The 26,021-nt window shown below is 46.0% G+C and carries 30 protein-coding genes; 3 read left to right on the top strand and 27 right to left on the bottom strand.

Going from position 1 to position 26,021, the window contains the following annotated elements:
- Positions 1-49: 49 nt before the first annotated feature.
- From AC0VYQ_RS10110 to AC0VYQ_RS10170, 13 genes are all read right to left on the bottom strand, one after another.
- A complete protein-coding gene (locus tag AC0VYQ_RS10110) occupies positions 50-823 on the bottom strand; it encodes a cell division protein FtsQ/DivIB (protein WP_159172376.1) in 774 nt (257 codons plus the stop codon).
- A gap of 59 nt (positions 824-882) precedes the next feature.
- The gene (gene murG, locus AC0VYQ_RS10115) at positions 883-1,977 is read right to left on the bottom strand and encodes an undecaprenyldiphospho-muramoylpentapeptide beta-N-acetylglucosaminyltransferase (RefSeq protein WP_214892106.1); all 1,095 of its coding nucleotides are present in this window, start codon (positions 1,975-1,977) and stop codon (positions 883-885) included.
- Positions 1,974-3,320, bottom strand: a complete 1,347-nt coding sequence (murD, locus tag AC0VYQ_RS10120) for a UDP-N-acetylmuramoyl-L-alanine--D-glutamate ligase (RefSeq protein ID WP_214765222.1) — start codon at positions 3,318-3,320, stop codon at positions 1,974-1,976. The genes murG and murD overlap by 4 nt, the downstream gene beginning before the upstream one ends.
- 37 nt (positions 3,321-3,357) lie before the next feature.
- Positions 3,358-4,320, bottom strand: a complete 963-nt coding sequence (mraY, locus tag AC0VYQ_RS10125; protein WP_088837433.1) for a phospho-N-acetylmuramoyl-pentapeptide-transferase — start codon at positions 4,318-4,320, stop codon at positions 3,358-3,360.
- 22 nt (positions 4,321-4,342) lie between these two features.
- On the bottom strand, positions 4,343-5,662 hold the full coding sequence (locus tag AC0VYQ_RS10130; RefSeq protein WP_475403508.1) for a UDP-N-acetylmuramoyl-tripeptide--D-alanyl-D-alanine ligase: 1,320 nt from the start codon (positions 5,660-5,662) through the stop codon (positions 4,343-4,345).
- 106 nt (positions 5,663-5,768) lie between these two features.
- Positions 5,769-7,907, bottom strand: coding sequence for a penicillin-binding transpeptidase domain-containing protein (locus tag AC0VYQ_RS10135; protein WP_088837435.1), 2,139 nt, complete (start codon positions 7,905-7,907; stop codon positions 5,769-5,771).
- Positions 7,904-8,290, bottom strand: a complete 387-nt coding sequence (ftsL, locus tag AC0VYQ_RS10140; RefSeq protein ID WP_088837436.1) for a cell division protein FtsL — start codon at positions 8,288-8,290, stop codon at positions 7,904-7,906. The genes AC0VYQ_RS10135 and ftsL overlap by 4 nt, the downstream gene beginning before the upstream one ends.
- Before the next feature lie 13 nt (positions 8,291-8,303).
- The gene (gene rsmH / locus AC0VYQ_RS10145) at positions 8,304-9,242 is read right to left on the bottom strand and encodes a 16S rRNA (cytosine(1402)-N(4))-methyltransferase RsmH (protein WP_475403509.1); all 939 of its coding nucleotides are present in this window, start codon (positions 9,240-9,242) and stop codon (positions 8,304-8,306) included.
- Between the two features lie 161 nt (positions 9,243-9,403).
- Positions 9,404-10,963, bottom strand: coding sequence for a bacillithiol biosynthesis cysteine-adding enzyme BshC (gene bshC / locus AC0VYQ_RS10150; RefSeq protein ID WP_475403510.1), 1,560 nt, complete (start codon positions 10,961-10,963; stop codon positions 9,404-9,406).
- A 25-nt stretch (positions 10,964-10,988) separates the two neighbouring features.
- Positions 10,989-11,345 carry a DUF3397 family protein gene (locus tag AC0VYQ_RS10155; RefSeq protein WP_088837438.1) on the bottom strand — a complete coding sequence of 119 codons (357 nt, stop codon included), beginning with the start codon at positions 11,343-11,345 and terminating at the stop codon, positions 10,989-10,991.
- A complete protein-coding gene (locus tag AC0VYQ_RS10160; protein ID WP_215115442.1) occupies positions 11,342-12,163 on the bottom strand; it encodes a ketopantoate reductase family protein in 822 nt (273 codons plus the stop codon). The genes AC0VYQ_RS10155 and AC0VYQ_RS10160 overlap by 4 nt, the downstream gene beginning before the upstream one ends.
- 89 nt (positions 12,164-12,252) lie before the next feature.
- Positions 12,253-12,426, bottom strand: coding sequence for a 50S ribosomal protein L32 (gene rpmF / locus AC0VYQ_RS10165; RefSeq protein WP_012370841.1), 174 nt, complete (start codon positions 12,424-12,426; stop codon positions 12,253-12,255).
- Between the two features lie 45 nt (positions 12,427-12,471).
- Positions 12,472-12,996: a YceD family protein gene (locus AC0VYQ_RS10170; protein WP_088837440.1), complete on the bottom strand. Its 525-nt coding sequence runs from the start codon at positions 12,994-12,996 to the stop codon at positions 12,472-12,474.
- A 155-nt stretch (positions 12,997-13,151) separates the two neighbouring features.
- On the opposite strand from AC0VYQ_RS10170, the gene AC0VYQ_RS10175 reads away from it, so the two are divergent.
- Positions 13,152-14,303 carry a tRNA(Met) cytidine acetate ligase gene (locus tag AC0VYQ_RS10175; protein WP_214765234.1) on the top strand — a complete coding sequence of 384 codons (1,152 nt, stop codon included), beginning with the start codon at positions 13,152-13,154 and terminating at the stop codon, positions 14,301-14,303.
- Here AC0VYQ_RS10175 and AC0VYQ_RS10180 read toward each other — a convergent pair.
- The 5 genes from AC0VYQ_RS10180 to AC0VYQ_RS10200 are packed head-to-tail and all read right to left on the bottom strand — an operon-like array spanning position 14,276 to position 17,110.
- Positions 14,276-15,274 carry a SepM family pheromone-processing serine protease gene (locus AC0VYQ_RS10180; RefSeq protein ID WP_475403511.1) on the bottom strand — a complete coding sequence of 333 codons (999 nt, stop codon included), beginning with the start codon at positions 15,272-15,274 and terminating at the stop codon, positions 14,276-14,278. The genes AC0VYQ_RS10175 and AC0VYQ_RS10180 overlap by 28 nt on opposite strands.
- The gene (coaD, locus tag AC0VYQ_RS10185) at positions 15,271-15,765 is read right to left on the bottom strand and encodes a pantetheine-phosphate adenylyltransferase (RefSeq protein ID WP_088837443.1); all 495 of its coding nucleotides are present in this window, start codon (positions 15,763-15,765) and stop codon (positions 15,271-15,273) included. Before coaD ends, AC0VYQ_RS10180 begins: the two co-directional genes overlap by 4 nt.
- Positions 15,762-16,331: a 16S rRNA (guanine(966)-N(2))-methyltransferase RsmD gene (gene rsmD, locus AC0VYQ_RS10190; RefSeq protein WP_088837444.1), complete on the bottom strand. Its 570-nt coding sequence runs from the start codon at positions 16,329-16,331 to the stop codon at positions 15,762-15,764. Before rsmD ends, coaD begins: the two co-directional genes overlap by 4 nt.
- Before the next feature lie 55 nt (positions 16,332-16,386).
- Positions 16,387-16,644, bottom strand: coding sequence for a YlbG family protein (locus tag AC0VYQ_RS10195; RefSeq protein WP_088837445.1), 258 nt, complete (start codon positions 16,642-16,644; stop codon positions 16,387-16,389).
- A gap of 25 nt (positions 16,645-16,669) precedes the next feature.
- The gene (locus AC0VYQ_RS10200; protein WP_029330926.1) at positions 16,670-17,110 is read right to left on the bottom strand and encodes a YlbF/YmcA family competence regulator; all 441 of its coding nucleotides are present in this window, start codon (positions 17,108-17,110) and stop codon (positions 16,670-16,672) included.
- 101 nt (positions 17,111-17,211) lie between these two features.
- On the opposite strand from AC0VYQ_RS10200, the gene AC0VYQ_RS10205 reads away from it, so the two are divergent.
- Both AC0VYQ_RS10205 and AC0VYQ_RS10210 read left to right on the top strand, forming a co-directional pair.
- Positions 17,212-17,979: an ATP-grasp domain-containing protein gene (locus AC0VYQ_RS10205; protein WP_251132575.1), complete on the top strand. Its 768-nt coding sequence runs from the start codon at positions 17,212-17,214 to the stop codon at positions 17,977-17,979.
- 110 nt (positions 17,980-18,089) lie between these two features.
- Positions 18,090-18,440 carry a YugN family protein gene (locus AC0VYQ_RS10210; protein WP_029330928.1) on the top strand — a complete coding sequence of 117 codons (351 nt, stop codon included), beginning with the start codon at positions 18,090-18,092 and terminating at the stop codon, positions 18,438-18,440.
- A 267-nt stretch (positions 18,441-18,707) separates the two neighbouring features.
- Here the strand turns inward: AC0VYQ_RS10210 and AC0VYQ_RS10215 are convergent, their stop codons facing one another.
- The 9 genes from AC0VYQ_RS10215 to cyoE all read right to left on the bottom strand — a co-directional run bounded on the left by AC0VYQ_RS10215 (position 18,708) and on the right by cyoE (position 26,001).
- Complete coding sequence (locus AC0VYQ_RS10215; protein WP_088837447.1) at positions 18,708-18,965, bottom strand: hypothetical protein; 258 nt, start codon at positions 18,963-18,965, stop codon at positions 18,708-18,710.
- 5 nt (positions 18,966-18,970) lie between these two features.
- Positions 18,971-19,576, bottom strand: a complete 606-nt coding sequence (locus AC0VYQ_RS10220) for an SCO family protein (RefSeq protein WP_088837448.1) — start codon at positions 19,574-19,576, stop codon at positions 18,971-18,973.
- Between the two features lie 12 nt (positions 19,577-19,588).
- On the bottom strand, positions 19,589-20,050 hold the full coding sequence (locus tag AC0VYQ_RS10225) for a DUF420 domain-containing protein (RefSeq protein ID WP_029330931.1): 462 nt from the start codon (positions 20,048-20,050) through the stop codon (positions 19,589-19,591).
- Between the two features lie 21 nt (positions 20,051-20,071).
- Positions 20,072-20,977, bottom strand: a complete 906-nt coding sequence (gene ctaG / locus AC0VYQ_RS10230) for a cytochrome c oxidase assembly factor CtaG (RefSeq protein WP_088837449.1) — start codon at positions 20,975-20,977, stop codon at positions 20,072-20,074.
- A 131-nt stretch (positions 20,978-21,108) separates the two neighbouring features.
- A complete protein-coding gene (locus AC0VYQ_RS10235; protein WP_088837450.1) occupies positions 21,109-21,438 on the bottom strand; it encodes a cytochrome C oxidase subunit IV family protein in 330 nt (109 codons plus the stop codon).
- A gap of 1 nt (position 21,439) precedes the next feature.
- Positions 21,440-22,069 carry a cytochrome (ubi)quinol oxidase subunit III gene (locus AC0VYQ_RS10240; protein WP_088837451.1) on the bottom strand — a complete coding sequence of 210 codons (630 nt, stop codon included), beginning with the start codon at positions 22,067-22,069 and terminating at the stop codon, positions 21,440-21,442.
- Position 22,070: 1 nt separating this feature from the next.
- Positions 22,071-23,939, bottom strand: a complete 1,869-nt coding sequence (gene ctaD, locus AC0VYQ_RS10245) for a cytochrome c oxidase subunit I (protein WP_201302332.1) — start codon at positions 23,937-23,939, stop codon at positions 22,071-22,073.
- A 33-nt stretch (positions 23,940-23,972) separates the two neighbouring features.
- A complete protein-coding gene (coxB, locus tag AC0VYQ_RS10250) occupies positions 23,973-25,004 on the bottom strand; it encodes a cytochrome c oxidase subunit II (protein ID WP_475403512.1) in 1,032 nt (343 codons plus the stop codon).
- A 64-nt stretch (positions 25,005-25,068) separates the two neighbouring features.
- Positions 25,069-26,001: a heme o synthase gene (gene cyoE, locus AC0VYQ_RS10255; protein WP_088837454.1), complete on the bottom strand. Its 933-nt coding sequence runs from the start codon at positions 25,999-26,001 to the stop codon at positions 25,069-25,071.
- Positions 26,002-26,021 lie beyond the last annotated feature (20 nt).

Below are 26,021 nucleotides of genomic sequence, written 5' to 3' on the forward strand. Positions count from 1 at the left end.
TAATGAAAACAAACGTTTGTCAATCTACTGACTCATAACTAGGAATTTTCTATTTTTTTACTTTATATGGTTTGAAATAGATTCCCCCGTCAATCGTGATCGTCCCTGTTTTTCCTTTTGGTAAGGCTGAAATCACTTTGACATATTCATTCAACGAGTTAGAAAAAGCTGAAGTACTCAATAAGACGGTATTGCCATCCGTCATGAATAACTTCAATCCCCCTTTATCGGTTTTATCGTTTGCAACGATTTCCGAAATCCGACTCCGAACTTTTGGTTCGATTTTGACGAGTTCCTTCGTCAACCGTTCAAGGGACTGATCTGTAAAGCCTGTTAAAATCGGTGCATCGAACAATTCTTCCTTCGACTTTCCGGGGATGATTGTTCCATCTGCTAAGACGATTCGGTCTCCGGGTTGATCTTTCGCGTAAGCAATTTCTTTTTCCTCCACGACATTAACTTGATAGTTATGGAGAAAACTCTGTGTCATCGTTGCTTCCCGTATACCTGGTACATCTTCGATTCGCTCTAGCACAGCTTCTTCTGACACATTGAAAGCATGTGTCTCCTTCACCTTCATCCGTGACGCCTGAATGATGTCTGCTTCTTTGACATTGACGACACCGTCAATCTCAAGTGTCGCTACCCGCGAATAACTGGACTGAAGATAAAATACGACAGCAATCAATAGACCGATCAGGATGAGGACATAGATTAAACGTCGGTTTGCTTTCTTCCGGCGTTGTTCACGGATATAAGGAATCTTATCTTCTAGACTACTGACAGTGGCATCCGTATCTTTTACCGGTTGTCGCTCCTTCACGTTCATTCCTCCTCTACTTGATTAATTTCAGTTCCTTATCGGTCTATTCCTGCAACTGTTTAGTTTTTTTGTTGAATCAAGCGATTCAACTCGTCCACTAAATCACTCGATGCATTCGGCATCCCTAAAGCGAATGCGGCCTGCGACATCGCTTCTTGATTCGCAATCGCCGTTTTACAAGCATCGAATAACGTTTCTCCTGTCAGTTCAGCTTCTCGGACGAGCAAGCTTGCTCCTGTTTCGACGAGGGACGAGGCATTTACTTCTTGATGGTTTTCTGTGACGTATGGACTCGGAATGAGAATGCTCGGTAACCCGAGCGTCGTCAATTCCGCTAACGTGCTCGCACCCGAACGTGAAATGACGAGTTGACTCGCCTTTAAGATATTCGGTAAATCATAGACGAACGGACGTAACTGAATCCGCTCCGGGACCGTTCCGATTTGGCGACTAATCTCTTCAAAATGAACTTGACCTGTCACGAACAACATCGACCAATCCATCTGAATGAACTTCGGCATCATCTCGATGATGGCTTGGTTGATTGCTGGCGCTCCACGACTTCCACCGTAAACGACGACTAACGGGCGCCCTTCTTCAAAACCATAACGTTGCCGTTCAATGACCGGGTCGACTTGCAAATCAGCTACTTCGGAAGCCCGGGGATTACCGATTAAAACGGTTTTCGCTTCGTTTTTACCGAAATGGTGACCTGATCCTTTAAACGATAACGCGACACGATCGACGTACCGAGCAAGAAACTTATTCGTAATACCAGGTAAACTGTTTTGCTCATGGACGAGTGTTTTATACCCCATCTTCGCTGCTGTATAAAGGACCGGTCCACAAACGAAACCACCTGTCCCGACGACGATGTCGGGGTTGAACTTTCGCAACATTTTCCGGACACGGGTCACGCTCTTTAAGAAACGGATTCCCGTCTTAACGTTTTCAAATGATAACGAACGGCGAATACCTGAAATCTCAATCGATTCAAAGGGAATTCCTGCGCGTCGGACGATATCTGCTTCTAGCCCATTTTCCGTTCCGATGTATAGCACTTCACACGGCATCCGTCGCTCGATTTCGCGGATCATCGCGAGCGCCGGATAAATATGCCCTCCGGTTCCACCACCTGATACGACGATTCTCATTTAGCATCTCCTCCAATTGATTCGACGGCGCGAACAAAATGTTCGCCACGTTCTTCATACGTCTTATATTGATCCCAGCTCGCTGACGCAGGCGATAATAAGATGATATCCCCGGCTTGTGAGACATCAAATGCTGCCTGTACTGCTTGCGCCATATCGCTGACGACCGTTGCATCAATCTTTTCTTGACGTGCCAGTTCCGCAAAACGTGGTCCCGTCTCGCCCAAACCGACGACATGCTTGACTTGTGTCATCGACTCTACGAGTGGTGTTAAATCAGCACCGCGTTCTAGTCCGCCACATAACCAAATGATTGGAGCTTTAAAACCGGATAGTGCTGCTTCCGTCGCTACGTTGTTCGTCGCTTTCGAATCATTGTAGACTTTACGTCCCTTGAATTCGCCAATGTACTCTGTACGATGCGCGACGCCACCGAATGTCCGTAAGACGTCCTGCACCGCTTGTAACGGAATATTGAATGGTTCTACTAACGTCAATGCTGCTAAGACGTTCTCTAGATTGTGTCCCCCACCTAAAGCCAGTTCAGCGGCCGGTAAGATCGGCGTTTCACCAACCATAATCATGTCCTGCTCGACACGAGCATAAGCTGGACTCTTACGTGAAAAACGCAACCGCTCTGCTTTTGCCTGATCACTTAAGCGCATGACGACATCATCGTCTGCATTGACGACAAGGCGGTCATTCGCATCCATGTTACGGAAAATTCGTGCTTTCGCTTCCGCGTAGGATTCAAGATCACCATGATAGTCAAGATGAGCCGCTGATAAGTTTAAGAAAGCCGCACTCATTGGTTTAAAGGCGTGCATTCCCATCAGTTGGAAACTCGAAAGTTCAATCACGATGATTGCATCATCTTCCGCTTCTTTCGCAATCTCAATCGCCGGGAAGCCGATGTTTCCCGCCAAGTGTACCGGACGCGTCTGCTGTTTCAATAATTCGTGGACAAGCGTCGTCGTCGTCGTCTTCCCGTTTGACCCTGTAATCGCTACCCATTGCGCATTCGTCGCATGATAGCCGAGCTCGACTTCCGTCCAAATTGGAATCTGTCGCACCAGTGCTTCTTGCAAGAGCGGAATCTGATACGGAATCCCTGGATTTTTGACGATGAGCTCTACTCCTTCAAGTAACGTGAGCGGATGCTCGCCGAAAGTCGTTTTGACACCGAGTTTCAGCAAAGTATCTTGATCTGTTCCCGAGGGTGTTCCACCGTCGTTCACCGTCACATCTGCCCCTGCTTCGACCAAATACTTAGCCGCTGCGATACCACTTTTAGCCGTTCCGAGCACTAAGACCTTTTTGTTGACCCAATCAGACTTCTTCATCTTAAAATCGCTCACTTTCTTCATCCGGAAATTTCAATTAAACAAGCAAGTAGGCAATGAACGCTACGATACAACTAATCGAAGCAAACGTACCGACAATCCGCCATTCACTCCAACCGACCATCTCGAAATGATGATGAATCGGGCTCATCTTAAAGATACGTTTTCCCGTCGTTTTAAATGAAATCACCTGTAAAATCACAGATAATGTCTCAACAACGAACACGATTCCAATTAAGACAAGTAGCAATTCAAGTTTTAAGAGGATGGATAACCCGGCGAGTGCTGCTCCGAGTGCGAGCGAGCCTGTATCCCCCATGAAGATTTTCGCAGGGTGGGCATTGAACAATAAGAATCCAATCAATGCACCGACTGCTGACATCGCGAATAACGCGACCCCTACTTCATCTGCAACGAACCACGCATACAAACTAAAGAACAGGAATGTCGGGATTGCTGTAAAGGATACGAGACCATCTAATCCGTCCGTCAAATTGACGGCATTCGAGAATCCGACTAACCAGAACAGCGCGACAAGTGGATAAAGCAAGCCGAAATCAAACGTCATTGACGTAAACGGGATCGCTAAGTAAGTCGCTTCGCTCGTAAACCCACCACTCAACCATACAAATAATAATCCAACAACGATTTGTCCAATTAATTTTTGTTTCGAGTTCAATCCAAGGTTACGTTTTTTGACGACTTTGATGTAATCATCGATGAATCCGATCGCACCATAAGCAAGCGTCAAGAACAAGAGTGACAAGTGATTCGCTTCTAAGTCTCCCGTAATCATCGCCGCAATCAAGCTTCCAATCATTGCGAGTAAAATAACGATTCCACCCATCGTTGGCGTTCCGGACTTGACCTGGTGCCACTGCGGTCCTTCTTCTCGAATTTCTTGTCCAAATTTCAACTGGTGTAAAAAAGGAATCGCTCTTGGCATGACAAGAAGAACCACGAGTAAAGCGACAATTAAACTGATGAATAATGTAATCATTGCAAACACCTACTTTTAAGAATTAAATTTTGTTTAAATCCGTTAAAATCTGCTCAAGCGCTACTCCACGAGAAGCTTTAAGCAACACAATCGTTTGTTCACCCAATAACGGACGAAGCAACGTAGCCGCCTGATCGACCGTCTCTGCGAATTCGACCACTACCGACGGATCAGTAATGCCTTCCGCGATATACCGTCCCTTCTCTCCTACAAGAATAGCATGTGAGACTGGAAGTGTAATCCGCTTACCGACCGATGCGTGCAATTCACGCTCTTGGTCCCCAAGCTCGTACATGTCTCCTAAGACAACAACGCGGGTCGGATAACCGTCAAGCTCTGCAACCGTCTCGATTGCCGCATTCATCGATGTCGGGCTTGCATTATAAGCATCATTGATAATGGCTGTCTTGTGATAGACGAGACGTTCCATCCGCATCGGTGTCAATTTCACTTCATCCAGCCCTGCCTGAATCACCTCGTCCGCAACCCCGAGTGCACGTGCTGTCGCAATCGCATAAGCCGCGTTGCGAACTTGATGTTTTCCAAGAACCGGAATACGGAATGTTGCTCCGGCAAATTGAAACGTCGTTCCGAGGAAGGTCGCCTCTGCTTGCTCGATGACAAATGTGTTTGCGTGGTGGTAACCAATCCGCTCACCTGTAACACCAGCAAGTAACGCTTCGTCTCCGTCAAGGAATAGATGACCATCCGGCTTTAGACCTGCTGTGATTTCTAATTTGGCTTTTGCAATTCCTGCACGCCCCCCGACATGTTCCGCATGAGACTCACCGATATTCGTTACAAGTGCGATATCCGGTTCTGCTAATTGTGATAAGAACTCGATATCACCGAAGCCGCTCATTCCCATCTCGAGCACCGCTACCTCCGTGTCACGAGGCATCATCAAAATCGTCAACGGCATGCCGATGTCTGAATTAAAATTACCTGATGTCTTATGCGTCCGATACGTCGTTTTCAATACACTTTCGACCATATCTTTTGTCGATGTCTTACCATTGGACCCCGTAATCGCCACTACCTTTGGTGAGACGAGTTTCAAGTAACGTGTTGCAATATGTTGCAACGCGGCTAACGGGTCTTCGACTTCGAGTACGACGATGTCTGCGTCCGGAAGCGGGATTCCTTTTTTCCATAACGTCGCGATGGCTCCTTGGTCGATTGCTCCATCGATGAACGAATGTCCGTCGACGCGCGCGCCTTGTATCGGAACGTACAATCCTTCTGTCAGTTCACTTCTCGAATCCGTCGCAAAGTGGCGAAGCGATCTTTCGTCTGTCACATCTAATCCGAGCCAACTTGCGATTTCTGTTATCGTCACCATTTCATTTCCTCCACTCATTTACAGAAAAAGAGGACGAATTCAAAAGTCAACGAATGACTCCTGTTCGTCCTCGTTCTCCTGCAGAAAATTAGGGACCGCTTTTACCTTAATCGTTTGGTTCAGCGAGTTCAACCGTCAACTTTCCATTTTCTTTCACTAGTGTACCAGTTCGGGCTGATTGTTTGGTTACAAAACCTTTACCAATCACATCTAACTTCAAATCATACAAACTGACGAGCTTTTTGACATCTCGTTGCGACCAGCCAGTCAAATCAGGCATCTTGAACGTATCATCCGTTTTAAGAAGGACACGTTCACCACTGACGAATTCCTGACCACGCGACGGGATTTGCGAGACGACTTGTGCCCCGTCACCTAAAATAATCGGAACGGCACCTTGTTCCTTCGCTAAAGCCTTTGCTTCGGCAGCGGTTTTTGTAATATAGCTCGGTGTTATTTTTGCTTTGACATCGACTGACTCTTTTTGTGTTTCGGGTTGGATGCTCCGATACTGGAGTGCTGTATTCATGACGCTTTTGAAAACTGGACTCATGATACTTGGACCCGAGACCGATGATTCATTTTTCGATGGACGATCGACTGCAATGTACATGATGAGTTCAGGATCATCCTTCGGGGCCATTCCGATGAAGGAATGGATGAACTTTCCTTGGATATACTTCCCGTTCTCTGAAATTTGCGCCGTCCCTGTTTTACCGATGACGCGGTAATCATCCAACTTATACATTTGTCCCGTTCCAAGCTTACTGTTGACGACGCCATCGAGTGCTTCCCGCGTCGCCTTCGCCGCTTCAGCCGAAATCGGTTTGCCGACCACTTCCGTTTTTGCTTTGTAAGGAGCCTGATCGACGTGATCTGCCTTTTGGATGATGTGTGGTTTGACCATTTCACCATTTCCAGCGATTGCCGTCGCTCCCTGCAACAATTGCATCGGGGTCACGGCGGTCGATTGTCCCCACGACGTGATGACCGTATTTAACGGTTTTGATAAATCGGACTGACTGTTTACTTCTCCCGAGATGTCTATACCCGTCTTTTGATCAAAATGAAACTTCTTAAAGTATTCTTTATACCGCTCGATGCCTAGCTTTTCAGCTGTCAAAATCGAGAACATGACATTCGACGAGTGATAGACTCCTTCAATCATTGGAATCGTCCCCCAACCAACATCATTGTAATCCTTGATGACTGTGCCTTTATAGTTGTAGTTACCTGACTTATACGGTTCATTCGGCCGAAAGACACCGGCATCAATCGCAGCCGCCAGCGTAAAGATCTTCATCGTCGAACCCGGTTCGAACCGGGAGGAAACGGCAAAGTTCGTGAAATCTGTCATATCCCGCAAGTTCGGATTGAATGATGGTCGATCCGTCATCGCGAGTATTTCACCCGTTTTTGCATCCATGACGACACCTGTCGCATTTTTAGGTTTGTATTCGTCATACATTTTCTGCATTTGTTTTTCGAGCGCTTGTTGAATCCGGTGATCAATCGTCAAGTATAAGTTCGAGCCATCTTTCGGCTCATTTGAAATACGCGATCCACCTTGAATCAATTCACCGCCACTTCGATCTTTTTCAAAGACACGGGACCCAATTGACTCCCGTAACGCATCATCATATTGTTTTTCGATCCCCATCTGTCCTTTTAAGACGACGCGTCCGTTATCCTCTGTCATCTTTTGAACGAATCCGAGCGTATCGGATAGAAAAACACCGTTTGGATAATATCGTTTTGGTTCTTCAATTAGTCGGATTCCGGGAAGGTCGAGCTTATCAATTTTTTCTTTTTGATCAAGCGTCAAATCACTCCCTTTTTTTCCGAACTCGATTTGCGAGCGGTCTTTATTTTCAATCAAATACGTCTCAAGCTCTTTGACCGTCATACCAAGAATCGGCGCGAGCCCTGTCGCCGTCTTCTTATAGTCAACGACTGTCGCATCCGGATCTTGAACGCCACCTAACCGGTAGACTGCGACAAGGTGGTAAGAGGGTACATTGATCGCAATCGGTGAACCGAGACGGTCAAAAATTTCCCCTCGCTCTGCCGAGAGCGTCGACTCGGCTTCCCAGCGTTTCTTTTCCGCGTAGGCAATCATATCTTCTCCGTGAAACTTTTTAGTTGTCGACAAATAAAGAAACCGGCCAATAAACACAAAAAAGAGAGCAGCAAATATCATCATGATGATGGCTACTCTCACACGGGACTTTTTAAGTGGATTCATTTAGGAATCACCTTGATGTTCCCTTTTCGCATATCAAGACCTTGTTCTTTCGCAATCTTGTAGATCCGTTCTGGAGAGCTTAAATTCGTAACTTCAAGTTGAAGACGTTCATTTTCCTTCTTCATCTCTTGCGTCACTTGATTTTCCTTCGCAAGATCTCGACTGACGTTGTAAGCATCATTGTGTGCCCCAATCGTCGCGCTACCGAATAAGACGAGACCACCAATCATTGCACTGTATAAGAATTTTTCAAAGGGATACAGGCGATACTTCGGACGGACGGCGACGCGACGATTAATGTCTTCCGTTTTCGTCGGTTCTTGAACTGGGCGCTGACGAACAGGTTCTAGCGATTGGACTGGTTTACGAAGTGGTTCTGCCATCTGAATGCTCCTCTCAACTTTCCTTCATTTTTTCAACAATCCGTAACTTAGCAGAACGTGAACGACGGTTATCATCAAGCTCATCATTTCCTGCTATAATCGGCTTACGTGTGACGAGGCGAAGTTCTGGTTCAAACTCTTTTGGAATCATCGGCAATCCTTGTGGAAGCTCGGGTAACGATGATTTTTCTTTAAATGCTAGTTTACACATGCGGTCTTCAAGTGAATGGAACGTGATGACACAAAGACGACCCCCAACAGCCAGCAAATCAATCGCCTGATACACCGCTCGATCGAAGACATTCAATTCATCATTGACAGCAATCCGAATCGCTTGGAACGTCCGCTTTGCCGGATGCCCACCCTTTCGACGGGCAGGCGCTGGAATCGCGTCCTTGATGAGTTCGACCAGTTCGAACGTCGTCGTGATTGGACCTTCTTCACGTGCCTTTTCAATTTTCCGTGCAATCTGCTTCGAAAATTTTTCTTCTCCGTATGTAAAGAAAATCCGAACGAGATCATTATATGGCCAGTCGTTAACGACTTCATATGCCGATAACGATGACGTTTGATCCATTCGCATATCGAGACGCGCATCAAAGTTATAACTAAAACCACGTTCCCCTTCATCCAGCTGGGGCGAGGATACACCGAGATCAAACAAAATACCATCTACTTTAGTTACACCTAACTCATTTAGCTTTTCTTGCAAGTGAACGAAGTTACTCTTAATCAGCGTAAAGCGACCGGCATACGCTGCGAGACGTTCTTCCGCATGGGCAAGCGCGACGTCATCTTGATCAAATGCATAGAGATGACCTGTCGTCAATTGCTTCACGATTTCTTCACTGTGTCCTGCTCCACCTAATGTACAATCTACATATACTCCATCAGGTTTAATATCTAGCCCTTTAATGGACTCCCATTTTAATACCGTTTCATGTTCAAACATGCCCTGCCTCACCTTTCAGTGTCCAAGATGGACGTTACTCTTTTTCAATGTATCACATTCCTTATTTAAAACGTTACGAAAATGAGACAGTTTTCTTGATTTATTTCACTTTTAGGTATCTTTCGCTAAAAAAACAAAAAAACCTGCTCATTTCAGCAGGTTTAAAGCAAAATTTCCAATTGTTCAGCATCTGTCTGCTCATATTGTACACGCAGGTTTTGAATTAAATCTAAACCGTAGCGATTGAGCCATGGCAAGATGGAGTGCATGCGCTCTTGAGGCGCTCCATTCGGAAGAAGTTGATACTGGAGTGAGCGTTTTGTTCGCATGAGGCGATCGTAATTCCGCCGCTCTTGCGTAACGACCGTATCGATTGCGAGTTGAATTTGTTTATTTAGCTTTTTCGTCGCTGATAAATTTTTAGAAGTTGCCCGCTCGACCTGTTCAATTTCTTGAATGAGTGCAGTACCTAAAATATGCGACGGATGCAACTGACTATTTATCTTCGTCGCATCGAACGGTTCAATCGCTACACCATGCGATAGTACTTGTTCTAGCGACAAGTCATACCGGCGAAGCAGCTTTTCGTCCCGCGCTCGTAACATGACGGCGCCCATTCGTGGAATGAGCAGCGGCATCGTCCAATCAAAGTGATGGAACAATGGTCGAAGACGTGTCCAGTAGGCAATCTCACCAGGTCCTCCGATATAGGCGAGGGTCGGGAACAGATAATCCTGCATCAACGGTCGTGTGACGACACTATTCGAAAAACGCTCAGGACTTGCATACAGCAACGCCAGTAACTCAAGTTCCGTGTAAGTCTTCCCCTGCTTCGTTACAAAGTCTTCTCCCGGGTACAATAAATCCCGTCCGATGTCCTCGACGAACAGATGCGCTGCTTCTTCATTCAAGAAGGTATCCGGTAAGTCCGTCGTTTGCTGAATCCCGGTCGACAACGCTTGACGAATTTCTTTGTTGTCTTGAATCAACTGCTCAAAGAATGGAATTTCGAGTTCGCGTACTGCTTTTGCATCGGCATCAAAAAAGATGACATCATGATTCACTAATTCTCCGAGTAGCGCTGAGAAAAAACCGCCATATGTCGTTTCTTGATCAATCAACCGCTCCACCAGCAAAACAAGTTCCTTTGTGTGTTGTGTTTCTTGGTCGACGCTCAAGGCTTGGCGTAAGACTTGTTTGACCGCTTTTTGATCGAGCGTCATCCGACTAACGGAACGCTGAATCGTATCTTGCGGTGAAACCGTCAATTTTCGCGGTTGATATTCTGCCGTCGGTGCATAGATATGATTGATTTCATCGAAATCATGATCTTCGGTCGCGAGCCAAAAGATCGGAACAACCGGTAACCCCAATTGATTTTCCGCTTGCTTCGCGACCTTTAGACAGGTTAACAGTTTGTAAATTGCATATAAAGGCCCCCCGAAGATACCGGTTTGCTGCCCAGTAATGACGACTTGTGCCTCACCCGTCCGCAACCGTTCGAGACGCTGTCGAATCGTTCCAGTCATCTGCGGATTTTGACGAATCAACTCATCGACGAGTGGACTGAGATGAGGATACTGACGCTCTCGAAGACGTTGGCTCCGCGCTTGCATCCCTTCTTCTCCGATGTGGTCTACATATTTAGAAAAGTCTTCACCCGTCGCTCTATGCATCAACGAGTTGTCTTCATATAAGGCGTGAAATGATTGTACCTTCAAACAAAATCCCTTCTTTCTAACTTGATCAACCAATCATTAGTTGACGAATTCCAATTCCAAACAGTATGAGATGTACAGGAAGGGCAATCAAGACGATGATTCGCCAACTATGTCGAATCATTTGGACATAATCGATGTCGACTTGTCGAATCCGTTGCCATAACGCATTTAATGCAAACACTGACAATACCGCAATCAACAACCAACCCACGTAGTTATGCCCCGTCAATGCGATTAACGAAACATGAATCGCATACAATACGATGAACGTCCCGAGATCAAGCGCGACCCGGACGGCCTTGGCATGCGTCCGAAATAACAACAGGAATAATAAGTAAAGGACAATTAAACTGAACAGTGGAAAGATGATAAAAACCGTCACAACGAATCCCCCTCTTGTTCTCGATGCTTAATTTCCTGAAAGTAATAAGCTAACAACGGTGTCGGTTGCGTCGCCTGCTTTAGCACATACCCAACGATTGGATCGATTTCCGTCATTCGTCCTTGCTCCACATCCCGTAACATCGACGAGCGATTGAGACGCGTACGCTTTAAAATCTGTTCGATTTCATCATACGTAATCGGGTGGTTCGGGAAGACACTACGCACTTCGGCAAAGACGGCACGTGCTTTCGATGCATACGGTTCATCGAGTAATCGTCCATTTTCAACCCCATAATAAGCTGTCAATGGATTGATGACAGCATTCATGAATAATTTCGTCACCATGACTGCTTCAATATTCGTTACGTGCTCAAACTGCAACGCATCTCGCTTCAGCATCGACAGGACATGATTCCCATATCGAATGCGCCCTTTTCCTGTATGACGGATTTCGTAAGGACCCGTCTTCATCGCGCCATGCTCAACGACCCCGAAAATTGCTTGCGGCAGAGCACGTGCTGCATCAAGATGTCCCATTCCGTTTTGTAAAAAAACGACTGGATTTTTCTCGTGTTCTAGATAAGGAATCACACTTTTTATATCATACGACTTTGTCGTAACGAACACCAAGTCTTGTGACTCGAAATGCGCAATCGGTCGAACCTTTACGGTCGGGCTCCATTGATCGTCTCGCAGGATTCGCTTTGTCCCGTCATCTAGCTGTCTCGTATATAACGTAATTTGATGGTGCTCTGCTAAGTAGGAAGCAAGTAATAACCCAACAGCACCGGCTCCGATGATTCCTATTCTGCTCATCGTCGAATCACTCCTTTATATATCAAAAAAACGACCTGTAAAACCGATTTTCTCGATTTTACAGGTCGTCTTTATACCGATCATTCAGCTTACTTGCTGACGATTTCTTTACCTTTGTACGAGCCACATGCTTTACAAACACGGTGTGAAAGTTTCATTTCACCACAGTTTGGGCACTCGACCATACCTGGTACACGGAGTTTGAAATGAGTACGGCGAAGACGTTTGCGTGTTTTCGACGTTCTGCGGAATGGTACTGCCATCGTTGTCCACCTCCTTGAAAAAATACACTCGTCTTTATCAAAAAATTAGGAATCCTGATCTTTTTTAAAGAACTGAGCGAGACCCGCAAGTCGCGGATCAATTTTTGGTTCAGCTTCTTCTGGAGATTCTTCTGAAAGAACCGTCCAACCTTCCCCTTGAACCAACTGATTTTCTTCATCATCCCCATGCACTTGCACTGGCACATGAAGTAAAATCAATTCTTGCACGAGTGGTCGAAGATCGACCGTATTCCCGTTCGGTAAATTGATATCGTCCGAATCAACCGGAGCAGCATCAACTTCGAGCAGGAACGACTCGATGGATTCAATCTCGAACGGGTACGCGACGTCATTTAGCGTCCGGGCATCCGGAAGCGTCATTTCGCCAGTAATCCGGAGATTGAATATTAATTGATTCGATGTAAACGATGCATTTGCACGAATGTGCACAGGTTGCACCGCCCGGATATCCGGATGGAGGGCGATGAGCTCAGGAAGCTCGATCGTCTCGTTAACCTGAAGTTGACCCAGATTGCGCAATTTATTCAATTGCATCAGGGACCATTTCATCCGAATCACCTCAATTGCAACAATATGAATTATAGAGAGGACATCTTGTTTTGTCAATGTTTTTTCTTTACACTGAAATCGCTAGAGAACGAACACTTTCGGACGTCTTCATCCATATTACCGCACTTAATTCCGTTTGCAAAGGAGAAAGTTTCATGAAGATGACAGCAATTATTTCAGAGTACAATCCGTTTCATAACGGACACCTCTATCAAGCCAAAATCGCACGCGAGGAAACCGATGCCGATTTGATCGTCGCCATCATGAGCGGAACGTTCATGCAGCGCGGGGAACCTGCTTTTAGTGACAAGTGGACACGTGCACGAGCGGCCGTCGCAAGCGGCGAAATCGACCTTGTCTTAGAACTTCCGTTTTATTTTTCCGTCCAACGCGCCGACCGTTTTGCGCAAGGAGGCGTCACGATCGCCGAAATGATCGGGGCTACGTCTTTGTCATTCGGGAGTGAATGTGGAGACATCACCCCTTTCCTTTTAGCAGCATCTGAAAAAAATGAAGAGACGCCTGCGTACCAGCGACTCGTCAAAGAAGGCTTATCAAACGGGTTATCTTCCGCGATGGCAGCGAGCCAGGCATTCCGCGCATTGACGACGACGCTCGACTTGACGACGCCGAATAACACACTCGGTTATTATTATGCCCGTGCTGCATCAAACATCTCCTTACATACGACAAAGCGTATCGGAAGTGGCTACCACGACCTGTCAGTCGGCGATATCATGAGCGCGACAGCAATCCGTGCCCACTACGATGAAACGCACCAATTGACAGGACTTCCAAAAGAAAGCGCTAGCGTACTCCAAGGGGCGACTTTTGCTTCGTTTGATCTCTACTATCCCTTTATCCGGAACCGGCTTCTATCGACGCCTCTAGGCGTTCTCATGCAATTTAACGGCATTGATACGTCACTGGCACCTCGTCTCGTCGAAGGCGCCCGCTACAGCTCGACTTTCGACGACTTCATGACTTTCGTCAAAACACGCCGCTATACGCGGACAAGTTTACAGCGCACACTCATTTATTTACTGACCTCGACGATGACGGAGGAAATCGATTCGGTTGCATTTGACCAAATCGATTACGTGCGACCACTTGCCTTTAATGACAAAGGACGACAAGCACTCCGGCAAATCAAGCAACACATTCGAGTCATCAGCACATTCGAGGCGCACCCTTGGCTCATAAAAGAGAGCCAAGTTACGGCAGCGTATGCCGTTCCCTTGGCTCGGTATGACCAACTAGAGGAACATCGTCGGTTTGCTCATTTTTCTGGTAACTCTTCTAAATAATCGAGTGCATCCTCAACTGTTTTGATCGGGACGAGTTTCATTTTCGTCCCGAGTTTTTTGATGGATGGTTTTGCTTCTTCATAATTCGAACCGGCTGGGACGAACATGATTTCCGCTTCCGCTTCGTCTGCTGCGACGACTTTTTGCCAAGCTCCACCAATCGGTCCTACTTTCCCACCCTCTTCAATCGTTCCAGTACCAGCAATCTTATGTCCCTTCGCTAAATCACCATCTGTCAATTGATCATAAATCTCAAGCGTGAACATCATCCCGGCCGAAGGTCCACCAACATTTTCTAAGTTAAACTCGACTTTCGGATCCGTCTGCACGTCTGACATCGGAAGCGGTTCATAGATACCGAGTCCGACCTGCTCTGAGTTCTTCGCTAGTTTCCCGACCTTGATCGTCGTTGTTTTCGTTTTTTTGTCCCGTTCGAATGTCACTTTCACATCTGTCCCTGCTTTTTTCGAACTGATTGTCTGCATAAAGCTGCTCATTGATTTTAACGGTGCTCCATCAACGGCAACAATCTGGTCCCCGGCACGTAACTTCCCGTCAGCAGGACCGCCAGAAATAATGCCAGAGACATAAACGCCTTCAAAGTCGACCTCGACTTCTTTATCAGCCAGTTCATATCCTTCAATCATTGCATTATGTTGCGCTTCTTCCATGTAAAGTTGTTGTCTGTTCTCGTATTGTGCGTCAGATTCACCGTCATATAAATAGTCACTTACATCCGATGTTTCAGAAAAAGGTAAAAATAAACTCTCGACTAGAAAATACGGTGTCGCCCGCCGTTGCGCAACGGTCAACATCATTAGATCGCCCGGTTCTTTTTCCGCACCCGATACGTCAATGATTTGTTCTGTCGATGTTGCGTCTCCAGGATACGAGATGAAATAGGGCAATGGAACAAAGAAGACGATCATCGCCGCGACGATGGCAGCGAGCGCAGGTTTCCATGCTTTCATTTCAATTCTCCTTTCGCATACTTTTGACGTAACGCTTCTTCGACGGGCGGTGGCACAAGCCCGGCAACGGAAGCACCATACTTTGCAGCTTCTTTGACGATTGAGGAACTGAGGAACGAATATTGGTTACTCGTCATCATGAACAAGGTTTCAATCTGGTCATTCATCTTCTTATTGATTGAGGCCACCTGCATCTCATATTCAAAGTCGGATACAGCACGTAGCCCGCGTACGATTGCCGTCGCCCCTACTTCTGCTGCATAGTCGACAAGCAGACCGTTAAAAGAATCCACTTTGATATGCGGTAAGTGCTCCGTCACCTCAGAAATCAATTCCATACGCTCTTTAACCGAAAATAAAGGTTGCTTCGACGAGTTATTTAATACCGCGACGATGATTTCGTCGAAGATGGGTGCAGCACGCTCGATGATATCAAGATGACCGTTCGTGATCGGGTCAAAGCTCCCCGGACAGATGGCGATACGTTTCATACTTCTTCCTCCAGTTCGATAATTTCATATAATGTGATTGAGATGACCGTTGAGTACCGCATCCTTTTCACAACTTCAAGGCGACCAATCCGATCAGGTAATTCAATCTCTGACCCATGCTCACAGACGATGACGCCATTGTCCGTCAACATGTCGTGTTGCTCTATGTACGTGACGTGTTCGACGAGTCGTTCCTTGGCATAGGGTGGATCGAGAAAGATTAGTTTAAATGGCGTTTCTGATGCGAGTTCCGTCAAAGCAACGGAGACATCTTTTTTTAGGACACGACTTCTCTCAGCCAATCGAGTCGTCATCAAGTTTTCTTTAATTGTCTGAACCGCTTTAAAGTGCTGATCGACGAATACCGCTTCTTCACATCCACGTGACAATGCCTCGATTCCAAGGCCACCGCTCCCCGCGAAGAGATCAAGTGCACGTCCCCCGTTAAAATAAGGTCCGATGACATTAAATAATGATTCTTTGACCTTATCGGTCGTCGGTCGTGTATTATCCCCCGGTACCGCTTTAATTTTAGTACCTTTTCGTTCCCCAGAAATGACTCGCATGACTTTTCCTTCCCTTCAAAAAAGAGCGACGAGGATGTCCTCATCGCTCCAACGTTTATACTTCTTCTTGCAGTTTACCTTTTTTATTTGCATATGTTTCGGTAATGAATGGTCGCTCCGAACGAAGAACGGAATCGACGAAAGGCAATGCAGCAATCGTTTCGACCGAACGTTCATACTGTTCCAAATCAACATATAAAAAAACATATTTTTCTCGCTTCGATGTAAAATAGACGTTTCCAAATCGGCGCAATTGACGCGATGCTTTCATCGCGTTGACATAGACGATCAGTCCAATTCGATCCTTAATCACAACACCGTTCCTCCCTTGTTCGGCATTAGCCGCTACAGCTACAACTACCTCCGGTCGAACATCCACCTGCACATCCTTGATCGAAGAATGGATTACCCGTCGGAACCTTAATTTGAGGTGACACTTCCCCGGCAAGTTTCAGACTAATTTGTCCGAGTAACGTCTCTAATTGTTTTTCTGCTTTTTTAAACGTCGCGACCTCTTCTTGCAGATCGAGCGCCCGCTTTACTTCATGTACTTTTTTCGTGATCGTTTGGTAATCTGGATGATATCGACCAAAACGTTGAACAAGCTCGTATTCTTCCTTGATTCGATTAAAATCCCGAATGACGTCTTGTGCTTGTGCTGAATTTGCGCGTGCTTGTTTGGCACTTATATATGCTTGACCTGTTTCGCTATGCAAAAGAGCGGATGTCAGTTCTTCCGCAGCGTTGATGAGGTCTATCGTTTTATCAGAATAAATCACAACGAATCTCCTCCTTGACTTCACCATCATATCATAACATTTATCTCGCTCCTAGCACGCTGAATTGTGTATACTTTGTTCAGAAGGAAGGAATGAATTGTATGCAATTTTTATCATTTAATATGTTTCGGACGATCGGGATTAAAACCGATCACGCGAAGTCAGACTACCATTTTGATTCGCTCGATAAAATCGCCAAAGCGGACGTCGTCTTGTTCCCCGAATATTGGCAGATCCACTCCATCATCTACGGAATGAAAAAACCGATTTTCCCGTCCGCCGCGACATTCCATCTCGGGCACGATAAAATCGAGATGACGCGTATTTTTAAAACCGTGATTCCGGACAATATTCCTCGGACCGGTATTTACGGAAAAAATGAATTCACCGTGAAGCGTGTCTTAGATGAATTTTCGTTCCCATTCGTCGCGAAGACTGTCCGCAGTTCGATGGGCCAAGGGGTTCACCTGATTAAGGATGAAATCGACTGGAAGAAGTATACCGATCACCATGAGACGTTTTACGTCCAAGAATATATCCCGAACGAAAAAGACCTTCGTGTCGTCGTCATCGGTGATCAAGTTCTTGCTGCCTACTGGCGCGTCGGCGGTGCGCAATTTTTAAACAATGTCGCCCAGGGTGGGGTCCTTGATTTCGAGAACATCCCGCAGGAGGCACTGGATTTCGTACTCGCACTTGCCAAACGGCTCGATATCGATCATGCCGGTTTTGATTTGATTTTCCGCGACGGAAAAATCTATATACTCGAGTTCAACGTTTTCTTTGGTGGAGAAGGCCTGAACCATCTAGGAATTCATGCACCAGATACGATTTTAGAATATGTCGAACGAAAATATAAGAGTTCATGAATTCTTCAAATTGACTTCACAACTTTTACTTTATCGAATCATTCATTATGGTATGATAGTTTGGAAAGACTAGTATCTACTAGCAAACTGGGGTATAGGGGGATTCAAACATGAAGTTTGAGAAATACGGCATCGAAGGCAAAGAAATTAAGTTTGGTTTACTTGAGACAATCATGGACCACCACCGTTTCGTCCGTGAAGGACAATGGGATTACGAACGTGCGATGTATGACATGAAGTACGAAAAACAATCAACAGGAGAGGTCTTCTATCTCCGGATTCCAGTTTATGCAATTCAAGGTGAAATCGAAGATCGCCACGCGATTGTTCGCATGATGACACCACTTCTCGGAAAACACTACTATCCACATGGTGTTGAGTATGATGAAGAGTTCCCACCTGAGATCGTTAAAGATTGTGAGCGTCGCTTGACAGGGTTACTCGAAACACTCGAAAAATAAGTTATATCCGACCGTTCCTGTTAAAAGGAGCGGTTTTTTTTCATCTAAAAATATTCTTCAGGCGATTCTTTGCGCTGCCGAGTCCGTGTCTGATTGCTTTTTCAAGTCGACGAGTCACGAGAGACTTCAAGGCATTCTTCACGGAACAGTCGCTAAAAAGTTTGTTACAAAAAAAATCGTGTGTTGTGCGCTGGTCCCCGCTACTCCTTGTCCAGGCCTAAAAGTAAAGGCCCCTTCCGTCAGACGTGGAAGGGGCCTTTATATGTCTCATTTTGTGACCAGTTGGAGGTAGTCGACTACCCCGTCTCCGAGTTGTAAGCGGACTTGTTCTCGCAAACCCATATAGAGGGCAGGTAACTGTTGCACCGTTGCGGTAACCTTCAAGCTAAACGAAATCCCTTCCGTCGGCAAACGTTTAATCCGTGTACAAACGACACCAAATTCGATGACGGCACACAACAATAACTCTTCAATTGCTTGTACTGATACCGTCACTTCACCTTTATTCTGATATTCTTCAACCAAAATGATCACTCCTTCGCAAGTTGTTTGACGGATGTCATGACTTCCTCGAGATCGACCGGCTCGTCAGGTGTCTTCGCCATTGAAGATATCGCACGCACCTTATTGTCGCGATCGAGAATGAACATTTGTGTCCCGTGTGTGACAAGACCACTTTCTGCTTTTGAATAATAGAAGTTCAACTGGCGTGTCAGACGATCAATGACGACCTCATCCCCCGTTAAAACTTTCCAGCCTTCAGGATTCGCCTCGAAATTAGACGCATACTTCTTCAAGACCTTCGGCGTATCAACTTTAGGGTCGACCGTCACGGCGACAAGTTCGACATCGGATCCGTATAGATTTTCCGCCCGTAATTTTTTCTCGAGTTTCCGGTAGTCATTTAACGTCAAAGGACAAATGTCTGGACAATTCGAGTAGAAAAACGTCAATACTTTTACTTTACCATCTTCTGAATCGAATGTTTTCCCGTTGACGGCATTCGTTAATTCAAATGGTGTCGGTTCAGCAATCACAGGTAGCTTTTCTTTCATAAAGAAATAATAATACCCCCCTGCAGCGGCGACTAAAATCAAAACGACGGCGGCTACCGTCAAATAACTATTTTTTTTCAAAGCGAACCCCCCTTAATGATTCCAAATCGCACGAAATACATTTGTTGTTTCGCCCGGCTCATACACAACGTATAACAGGCAATAGACAAGGACTCCCGTGATTGCCGTCAAAAACCAAATGACCGATGCCTTTGGACCAATTTTACGGTGACGGGCAAAGTTTTGTTTATAGGCGTAGAACAAAGCGATTAAGCCTAAGATACCACCCGATGTGGCGAGTAAAATATGAAAGATTAAAAATCCTGTGTAGTACGGTTTAACCGTATCCGGTCCCCCGAAAGCAGTATTCCCGAGTAAAATCGTCCGAAGCGCGTACATGATGAAGAACAGTAACGCGAGCGCGGCCGCAATGTTCATCACGACTTTATGCGCCCCCATATTCCGGCGTGTCTGCGCGATCAAAAACCAACCGATTGCTACAAATATTGCACTGAGAACAATCAAAGAAACACAAATCAACGGCAAATAACTCATTTTCAGACTTCCTCCATTTACTTAATCCGCTTTTGGCGTGAAGGACATGCCTTCATCGACAGCAGTACTTTTTGATCGTCTCACCCACGTGAAGAAGGTCAAACCGAAGAAGATCCCGTAGACGAGTTCTTGTCCAAGTTTCATCAAGACGCCTCCGAACCGTTGATCTTCGAGTAAATCTTTTGTTGTCCCAAATAGGCGTTCCATGTTCAAGCCGCTCACATCATTATTCGGCAGACAGTAAGCCAAGACTTTCGCGAATGTCGCTGGGTCTTGATACGCATCGTATTGGAAGCTCTGACTGAAGATCATGAACGCACAAGCTGGTGTCAACAGCACGCCGTTCGCAACGATGTAGACCATCTTTTTCAAATCGGATAGACTATCCTCCTCATTGACAGGTGCGATGATTGGATACCACATCGTCATGCTGAGGAAGATTAATGTCCCGTGGAACAAACGGTGGACCGTATAGTTCGTCAAGACGTAATCAAAGATGAACGGCATATGGTAAAACGTAAACAAGGAATTGAACACGACGAGCGCAATCAATGGCAACGTGAAGAAGCGTAATGCCTTCCCTAAATACGGGACGCCGAACAATCGCTTAAATGCCCAACCCGGAATTGCTAGCATCAACAGTGGCGGCGCCACCATATAGACGAAAACCATTTGGAGCATGTGCGCAGAGAACGTAATATGCGCTAACACATCAAGCGGACTACCAAAGCCAATATAGTAGACGAATAAAGCCGCTAGCATCATGAACTTTTGAGCTAACGTCGTTTCTGCCTCGTCTGGTCGTCTAATTTTTTCAGTAATGAATGCATACAATACGTAAAGACCGATCAAGAGTAACGCGTAATACGGGCTCCACAAGACGGTCCAATCGAATTGCGATAAAGCACCCCTTAAATTGCCTAACATATTTCTCACCCCGTTCCTGTTTCCTACAAACTAAGATTACCGTTCCCCTATTTCATTGTAAAGGTTTCTCATAAAACGATTCCAAAATAAAAGACCATCCTGCTAAACGTTAGCAGAATGGTCACAATTTTTTACCAGATTAAAAGACGAAGTGTCGCGACGATTGTTAAGGCAACGAAGATACCGAGTCCCATCATGACTTTAATCCATGTGTTCCCTTTGTTATTCATATGCATGAACATATATAACTGAAGGTAGACTTGGACGATTGCCATGATGACGAGGAATCCACCTGCAGCCCAGTGTGGCATAAGCTCTGCCATCACTGCGCCGAAAGCGATCAACGTCAAGAAAATCATCAGTCCAAAACTGATCAATTGTAGCTGCATTTCGCGGCTACGATCAGCTTTCATTTCTAATTCTAACTGGTTACGTGTAACTTGTGGTTCGTGTTTTTCCATCTTATTTCACCATCCCCATGAGGTAGACGACTGAGAAGATAAAGACCCAGACGACATCAATGAAGTGCCAGTAAAGACTTGAAACATAGTACTTCGGTGCATTGACGACTGTGATGCCGCGTTTCCAGTTACGGATGAGCAATGTCGAAATCCAGAGAAGACCGAACAAGACGTGCGCTCCATGGAACCCGACGAGTGTGTAGAACGCCGAACCGAATGCGCTTGACGTAAACGTATGACCGATGTGGTAATAGTGATTAAACTCATAAATCTCACCAGCGAGGAATGCTAGACCGAGAGCGAGCGTAATAATGAGCCACATCTTCATTTTCGCAACGTCATTCCGTTTCATCGCCATCATCCCAAGAACACTTGTCAATGAACTCGTCAGAAGAAGCATCGTCATGATGAAGACGAGTTCCATCTCAAAGATGTCGTAACTCCGTAATCCTTCTTTTGCGCCTGAGTTGTGCAATCCGATGTATGTTCCGAAGAGAGAGGCGAACAATGTCGTCTCTCCTCCAAGGAAGAACCAGAAAGCTACATATTTATTCTTACCCTCAAGTGTTGCTTTTTCAACATGATCTGGAATACCAGTCACTGGGTTGTTTGGTACTGAATGATGACCCATCTTACTTCGCCTCCTTTTCAGCTTCAAGGCGTAGATCTTCTTCGATGACCGATTTCGGGATGTAGTATCCTTCATCGTCAATCCAAGAACGTAGGAACATCGCGAAGAGTGTCGTTGCAAGACCAATCAAGGCGATGACAAGACCGACAGTTCCGTAGTCAAGACGAAGAATGAATCCAAGACCTGCAAGGAACAAGCCGACTGACATGACGAATGGCAAAATCGTGTTATTCGGCATGTGGATATCGCCGACTTCTTCCGATACAGAAACTGTTTTATTTCCAGCCATTTTTTCGAGCCAGTACGTGTCGAGTCCTTTGACGAGTGGTGTTTGTGCAAAGTTGTACTCTGGAGTCGGAACAGGAAGCGTCCACTCAAGGGTACGACCGTCACCCCAAACATCGCGTTTCACATATTCTTTCGACATCAGTGCCGCTGCAATTGAAACAACAAGAACGATTGTTGATACACCCATGAAGCCTGCACCAATCGATGATAGTAAGTTCATTGTTTCCCAGCCTTGGTTTGGTAAGTACGTGAAGACACGACGTGGCATACCTGTAAGACCAAGGATGTGTTGCGGGAAGAACGTCAAGTGGAAGCCGATGAAGAACAACCAGAATTGAATCTTGCCCCAGAATTCGTTGAGCTGTTTTCCGAACATCAATGGGAACCAATAGTAAAGACCCGCAAAGAGACCGAAGACGACCCCACCAACGATAACGTAGTGGAAGTGGGCAACAACGAAGTAGCTGTCGTGATACTGATAATCGGCAGGAGCAACTGAAAGCATGACCCCTGTCATACCACCAACAAGGAATGATGGGATGAATGCGACCGAATAAAGCATCGCAACCGGGAACGTCAATTTACCGCCCCAAAGTGTGAACAGCCAGTTGAAGATCTTAACACCGGTCGGAACGGCAATCGCCATCGTCGCTACTGCGAAGATTGCGTTTGCGACTGGTCCGAGACCAACTGTAAACATGTGGTGAACCCAAACCATGAATCCGAGGAAACCGATCAACATTGTCGCAAAGACCATCGTCGTGTAACCGAAGAGACGTTTACGTGCGAATGTAGGAATGATTTCAGAGAAGATACCGAATGCCGGTAAAATCAAGATATATACTTCCGGGTGCCCGAAGATCCAGAAGAGGTGTTCCCAAATGACGATGTTACCACCGGCTGCCGGGTCGAAGAAGTGAGCTCCGAAAAGACGTTCAAACGTCAAGAGGAACAAACCGACCGTAAGCGGAGGGAATGCGAAGACGATCAAAGCTGATGCAACGAACGCCGTCCATGTGAACAAAGGCATCCGCATCAGTTTCATACCTGGTGCGCGCATGTTCAAGATCGTAACGAGGAAGTTAATCCCCCCCATAAGTGTACCGAAACCAGAAATCTGTAACCCGAGTGCATAAAAATCAACACCAAGTGATTCCGGGACTGTTGAGAGTGGTGCGTAAGCTGTCCATCCTGCGTTCGGTGCTGCGCCGAAGAACCATGATAAGTTCAAGAGCACGCCACCAAAGAAGAACAACCAAAAACCAAGTGCGTTCAAAAACGGGAACGCAACGTCACGTGCTCCGATTTGAAGCGGTACCGCGGCGTTCATATAACCGATCAACATCGGCATCGCTGCCAGGAAGATCATCGTCGTACCGTGCATCGTGATCAACTGGTTAAATAACTCACCGCTGACGAAATCGTTCATCGGTTTAATCAATTGAAAACGAATCATTAAGGCTTCTACGCCACCGACCAGAAGGAAGAACAATCCGGACATGATGTAGAGAATCCCAATTTTTTTATGGTCGACTGTCGTTAGCCAGTCCATGATGCCGCTTTTTTTCTTCGGCATACCCATAGTATGTGTCCCCACTATGATTCCCCCTTAATTTTATTGGAGCTTTTTGTCCAATAGGTAGTCTGCAAGTTCACTCAATTCTTCATCGCTAATCTTGTCTTCAGAGAAACCAGGCATTTTTGTCCCTTGTTTTTCTTTTTGCGGATCGCGAATCCAGTTTTCGAGGTTTTCTTTGTCGTGATCGAGGTATCCTGCGATACGTTGACGGTCACCAAAGTTCGTTAAGCTTGGCGCGACTTTCCCGCCACCGTGACAGCTGAGGCAGTTTTGAGCGTAAACTTGTTCGCCCGTCGTCCAATTTTTTTCATTTTTAGCATCGAGTTGTTTTGTTTCTGCTTCTTTTGCAGTTTTCATGTCTTTTAACCATGCATCATAATCATCTTGCTCGAGTGCGATGACTTTAAAGTCCATCAATGCGTGAGAAGGTCCGCAAAGCTCCGCACACTTACCGTAGTATGTGCCCGCTTCTTGTGCTTGTAACCACATCTCGTTATCGAGCCCTGGGTTTGTATCTGTTTTACCAGAAAGTGCCGGCACCCAGAATGAGTGAATGACGTCTTTAGAAGTCAAGTTGACAGCAACACGTTTTCCGACCGGGATGACAAGTTCTTGTCCTGTCGAAACACCTTTGTCTGGATATTCGAACTCCCACCAGTACAAGTTTGCCGTAACGTTGATTTGTTCGTTTTTCTTCGCTTCTTTTGCATCGGCTAATTCAACCGTCGTTTTGATTGTCGGTACAGCGAGAACAACCAAGAGAAGGATTGGAATAACTGTCCAAATGATTTCAAGCGTATGATTTCCTTCGACTTGTTTCGGAACTGTGTTATCTCCTGATTTACGACGGAATTTCATAAGTACGTAAACATAGATGACCGCTACGATCGCAAGGACGAACAACATCACCCATAAGCTGAGCTTGATGATCTCAAGTTGCATTTCTGCGCCTTCCCCGCGAGGCTGAAGCGCGGACAATTCCGGAATTCCACAACCTGATAACAATAATGCCATCAAACCGATCGGAAGAAGCCGGAAGAGCATTTTTCCTGATTTTTTCACAACCATCCCCACTTTCTTTTCCCCAATTTTTTTCTTTCGTAAATGGTGTACGTGAATATGTCAAATCGTTTTAGAGTGAAACGAGTACGACCGTCACGATCCAAGCTGTGAAGTAAAAGAGCGAGAAGAAGAACATTTTCGATGCCCATTTAATTTCAGCTTGTTTTTCTTTGATTTTGAGACCTTTCAGTCCCATGTAAAGCCAGTAACCGCTTAACGCTGCCATGACGATCGTGTAGACGATGCCATAGTGTGCCAAGAGTAGTGATGATGGGACTAAGACTGCAATCCACCATACAATTTGTCGTTTCGTGATGGCAAAACCATTAACGACCGGTAACATCGGAATACCTGCAGCACGGTACTCTTCCGTCCGTCTCATTGCGAGTGCAAGGAAGTGAGGCGGCTGCCAGACAAACATGATGAGAAATAAAATCCAGGCATCGATATGAAGTGCTGGAGTGACTGCCGCAAATCCAATGATCGGTGGCACTGCTCCTGAAATACCCCCTACGACCGTATTGATCGTATGCGTCCGTTTGAGCCACATCGTATAGATGACGACGTAAACGAACGATCCAATCAATCCGAACACTGCCGCGACATGGTTGACGATCAATAAAAGCACCGTTCCCGTTGCGAGTATTCCAAGTCCTAATGCCAAGATGCGCTGTCCATCCATCTTGCCGGTTACACTCGGTCTGCCCATCGTCCGTTCCATCTTATAATCGATGTCACGGTCAATGTAATTGTTGAGGTAACAACTTCCGGCAATGACCAGGCCACTTCCAAGAAGTGTCCACAATAATGTCAACTTCGTCTGCCACAGGTATAACAGGACATCATCGGTTAGATACGATGCTGCCACGACATATCCTGCGAAGACGGTGATGAGATTCGCGCGAACGATTCCCATCTTTGCTAGGGTGACATAGTCCTTGAACGTCGGTTGATCCGTTTGCTCGATCATGATGTCAAGCGTCTCCCCATTTACTTTCGCCATGTTGTTTCCTCCTTCTAACC

This window comes from Exiguobacterium sp. QJM3NY_9, from assembly GCF_056173545.1.

What these genes read in the sequence shown, in the direction of transcription:
- murG (WP_214892106.1), bottom strand. Translation starts at nt 1,977, where the DNA reads ATGAGAATCGTCGTATCAGGTGGTGGAACCGGAGGGCATATTTATCCG.
- murD (WP_214765222.1), bottom strand. Translation starts at nt 3,320, where the DNA reads ATGAAGAAGTCTGATTGGGTCAACAAAAAGGTCTTAGTGCTCGGAACG.
- mraY (WP_088837433.1), bottom strand. Translation starts at nt 4,320, where the DNA reads ATGATTACATTATTCATCAGTTTAATTGTCGCTTTACTCGTGGTTCTT.
- AC0VYQ_RS10130 (WP_475403508.1), bottom strand. Translation starts at nt 5,662, where the DNA reads ATGGTGACGATAACAGAAATCGCAAGTTGGCTCGGATTAGATGTGACA.
- AC0VYQ_RS10135 (WP_088837435.1), bottom strand. Translation starts at nt 7,907, where the DNA reads ATGAATCCACTTAAAAAGTCCCGTGTGAGAGTAGCCATCATCATGATG.
- ftsL (WP_088837436.1), bottom strand. Translation starts at nt 8,290, where the DNA reads ATGGCAGAACCACTTCGTAAACCAGTCCAATCGCTAGAACCTGTTCGT.
- rsmH (WP_475403509.1), bottom strand. Translation starts at nt 9,242, where the DNA reads ATGTTTGAACATGAAACGGTATTAAAATGGGAGTCCATTAAAGGGCTA.
- AC0VYQ_RS10160 (WP_215115442.1), bottom strand. Translation starts at nt 12,163, where the DNA reads ATGAGCAGAATAGGAATCATCGGAGCCGGTGCTGTTGGGTTATTACTT.
- rpmF (WP_012370841.1), bottom strand. Translation starts at nt 12,426, where the DNA reads ATGGCAGTACCATTCCGCAGAACGTCGAAAACACGCAAACGTCTTCGC.
- AC0VYQ_RS10170 (WP_088837440.1), bottom strand. Translation starts at nt 12,996, where the DNA reads ATGAAATGGTCCCTGATGCAATTGAATAAATTGCGCAATCTGGGTCAA.
- AC0VYQ_RS10175 (WP_214765234.1), top strand. Translation starts at nt 13,152, where the DNA reads ATGAAGATGACAGCAATTATTTCAGAGTACAATCCGTTTCATAACGGA.
- AC0VYQ_RS10180 (WP_475403511.1), bottom strand. Translation starts at nt 15,274, where the DNA reads ATGAAAGCATGGAAACCTGCGCTCGCTGCCATCGTCGCGGCGATGATC.
- coaD (WP_088837443.1), bottom strand. Translation starts at nt 15,765, where the DNA reads ATGAAACGTATCGCCATCTGTCCGGGGAGCTTTGACCCGATCACGAAC.
- rsmD (WP_088837444.1), bottom strand. Translation starts at nt 16,331, where the DNA reads ATGCGAGTCATTTCTGGGGAACGAAAAGGTACTAAAATTAAAGCGGTA.
- AC0VYQ_RS10205 (WP_251132575.1), top strand. Translation starts at nt 17,212, where the DNA reads ATGCAATTTTTATCATTTAATATGTTTCGGACGATCGGGATTAAAACC.
- AC0VYQ_RS10210 (WP_029330928.1), top strand. Translation starts at nt 18,090, where the DNA reads ATGAAGTTTGAGAAATACGGCATCGAAGGCAAAGAAATTAAGTTTGGT.
- AC0VYQ_RS10225 (WP_029330931.1), bottom strand. Translation starts at nt 20,050, where the DNA reads ATGAGTTATTTGCCGTTGATTTGTGTTTCTTTGATTGTTCTCAGTGCA.
- ctaG (WP_088837449.1), bottom strand. Translation starts at nt 20,977, where the DNA reads ATGTTAGGCAATTTAAGGGGTGCTTTATCGCAATTCGATTGGACCGTC.
- AC0VYQ_RS10235 (WP_088837450.1), bottom strand. Translation starts at nt 21,438, where the DNA reads ATGGAAAAACACGAACCACAAGTTACACGTAACCAGTTAGAATTAGAA.
- AC0VYQ_RS10240 (WP_088837451.1), bottom strand. Translation starts at nt 22,069, where the DNA reads ATGGGTCATCATTCAGTACCAAACAACCCAGTGACTGGTATTCCAGAT.
- ctaD (WP_201302332.1), bottom strand. Translation starts at nt 23,939, where the DNA reads ATGGGTATGCCGAAGAAAAAAAGCGGCATCATGGACTGGCTAACGACA.
- coxB (WP_475403512.1), bottom strand. Translation starts at nt 25,004, where the DNA reads ATGGTTGTGAAAAAATCAGGAAAAATGCTCTTCCGGCTTCTTCCGATC.
- cyoE (WP_088837454.1), bottom strand. Translation starts at nt 26,001, where the DNA reads ATGGCGAAAGTAAATGGGGAGACGCTTGACATCATGATCGAGCAAACG.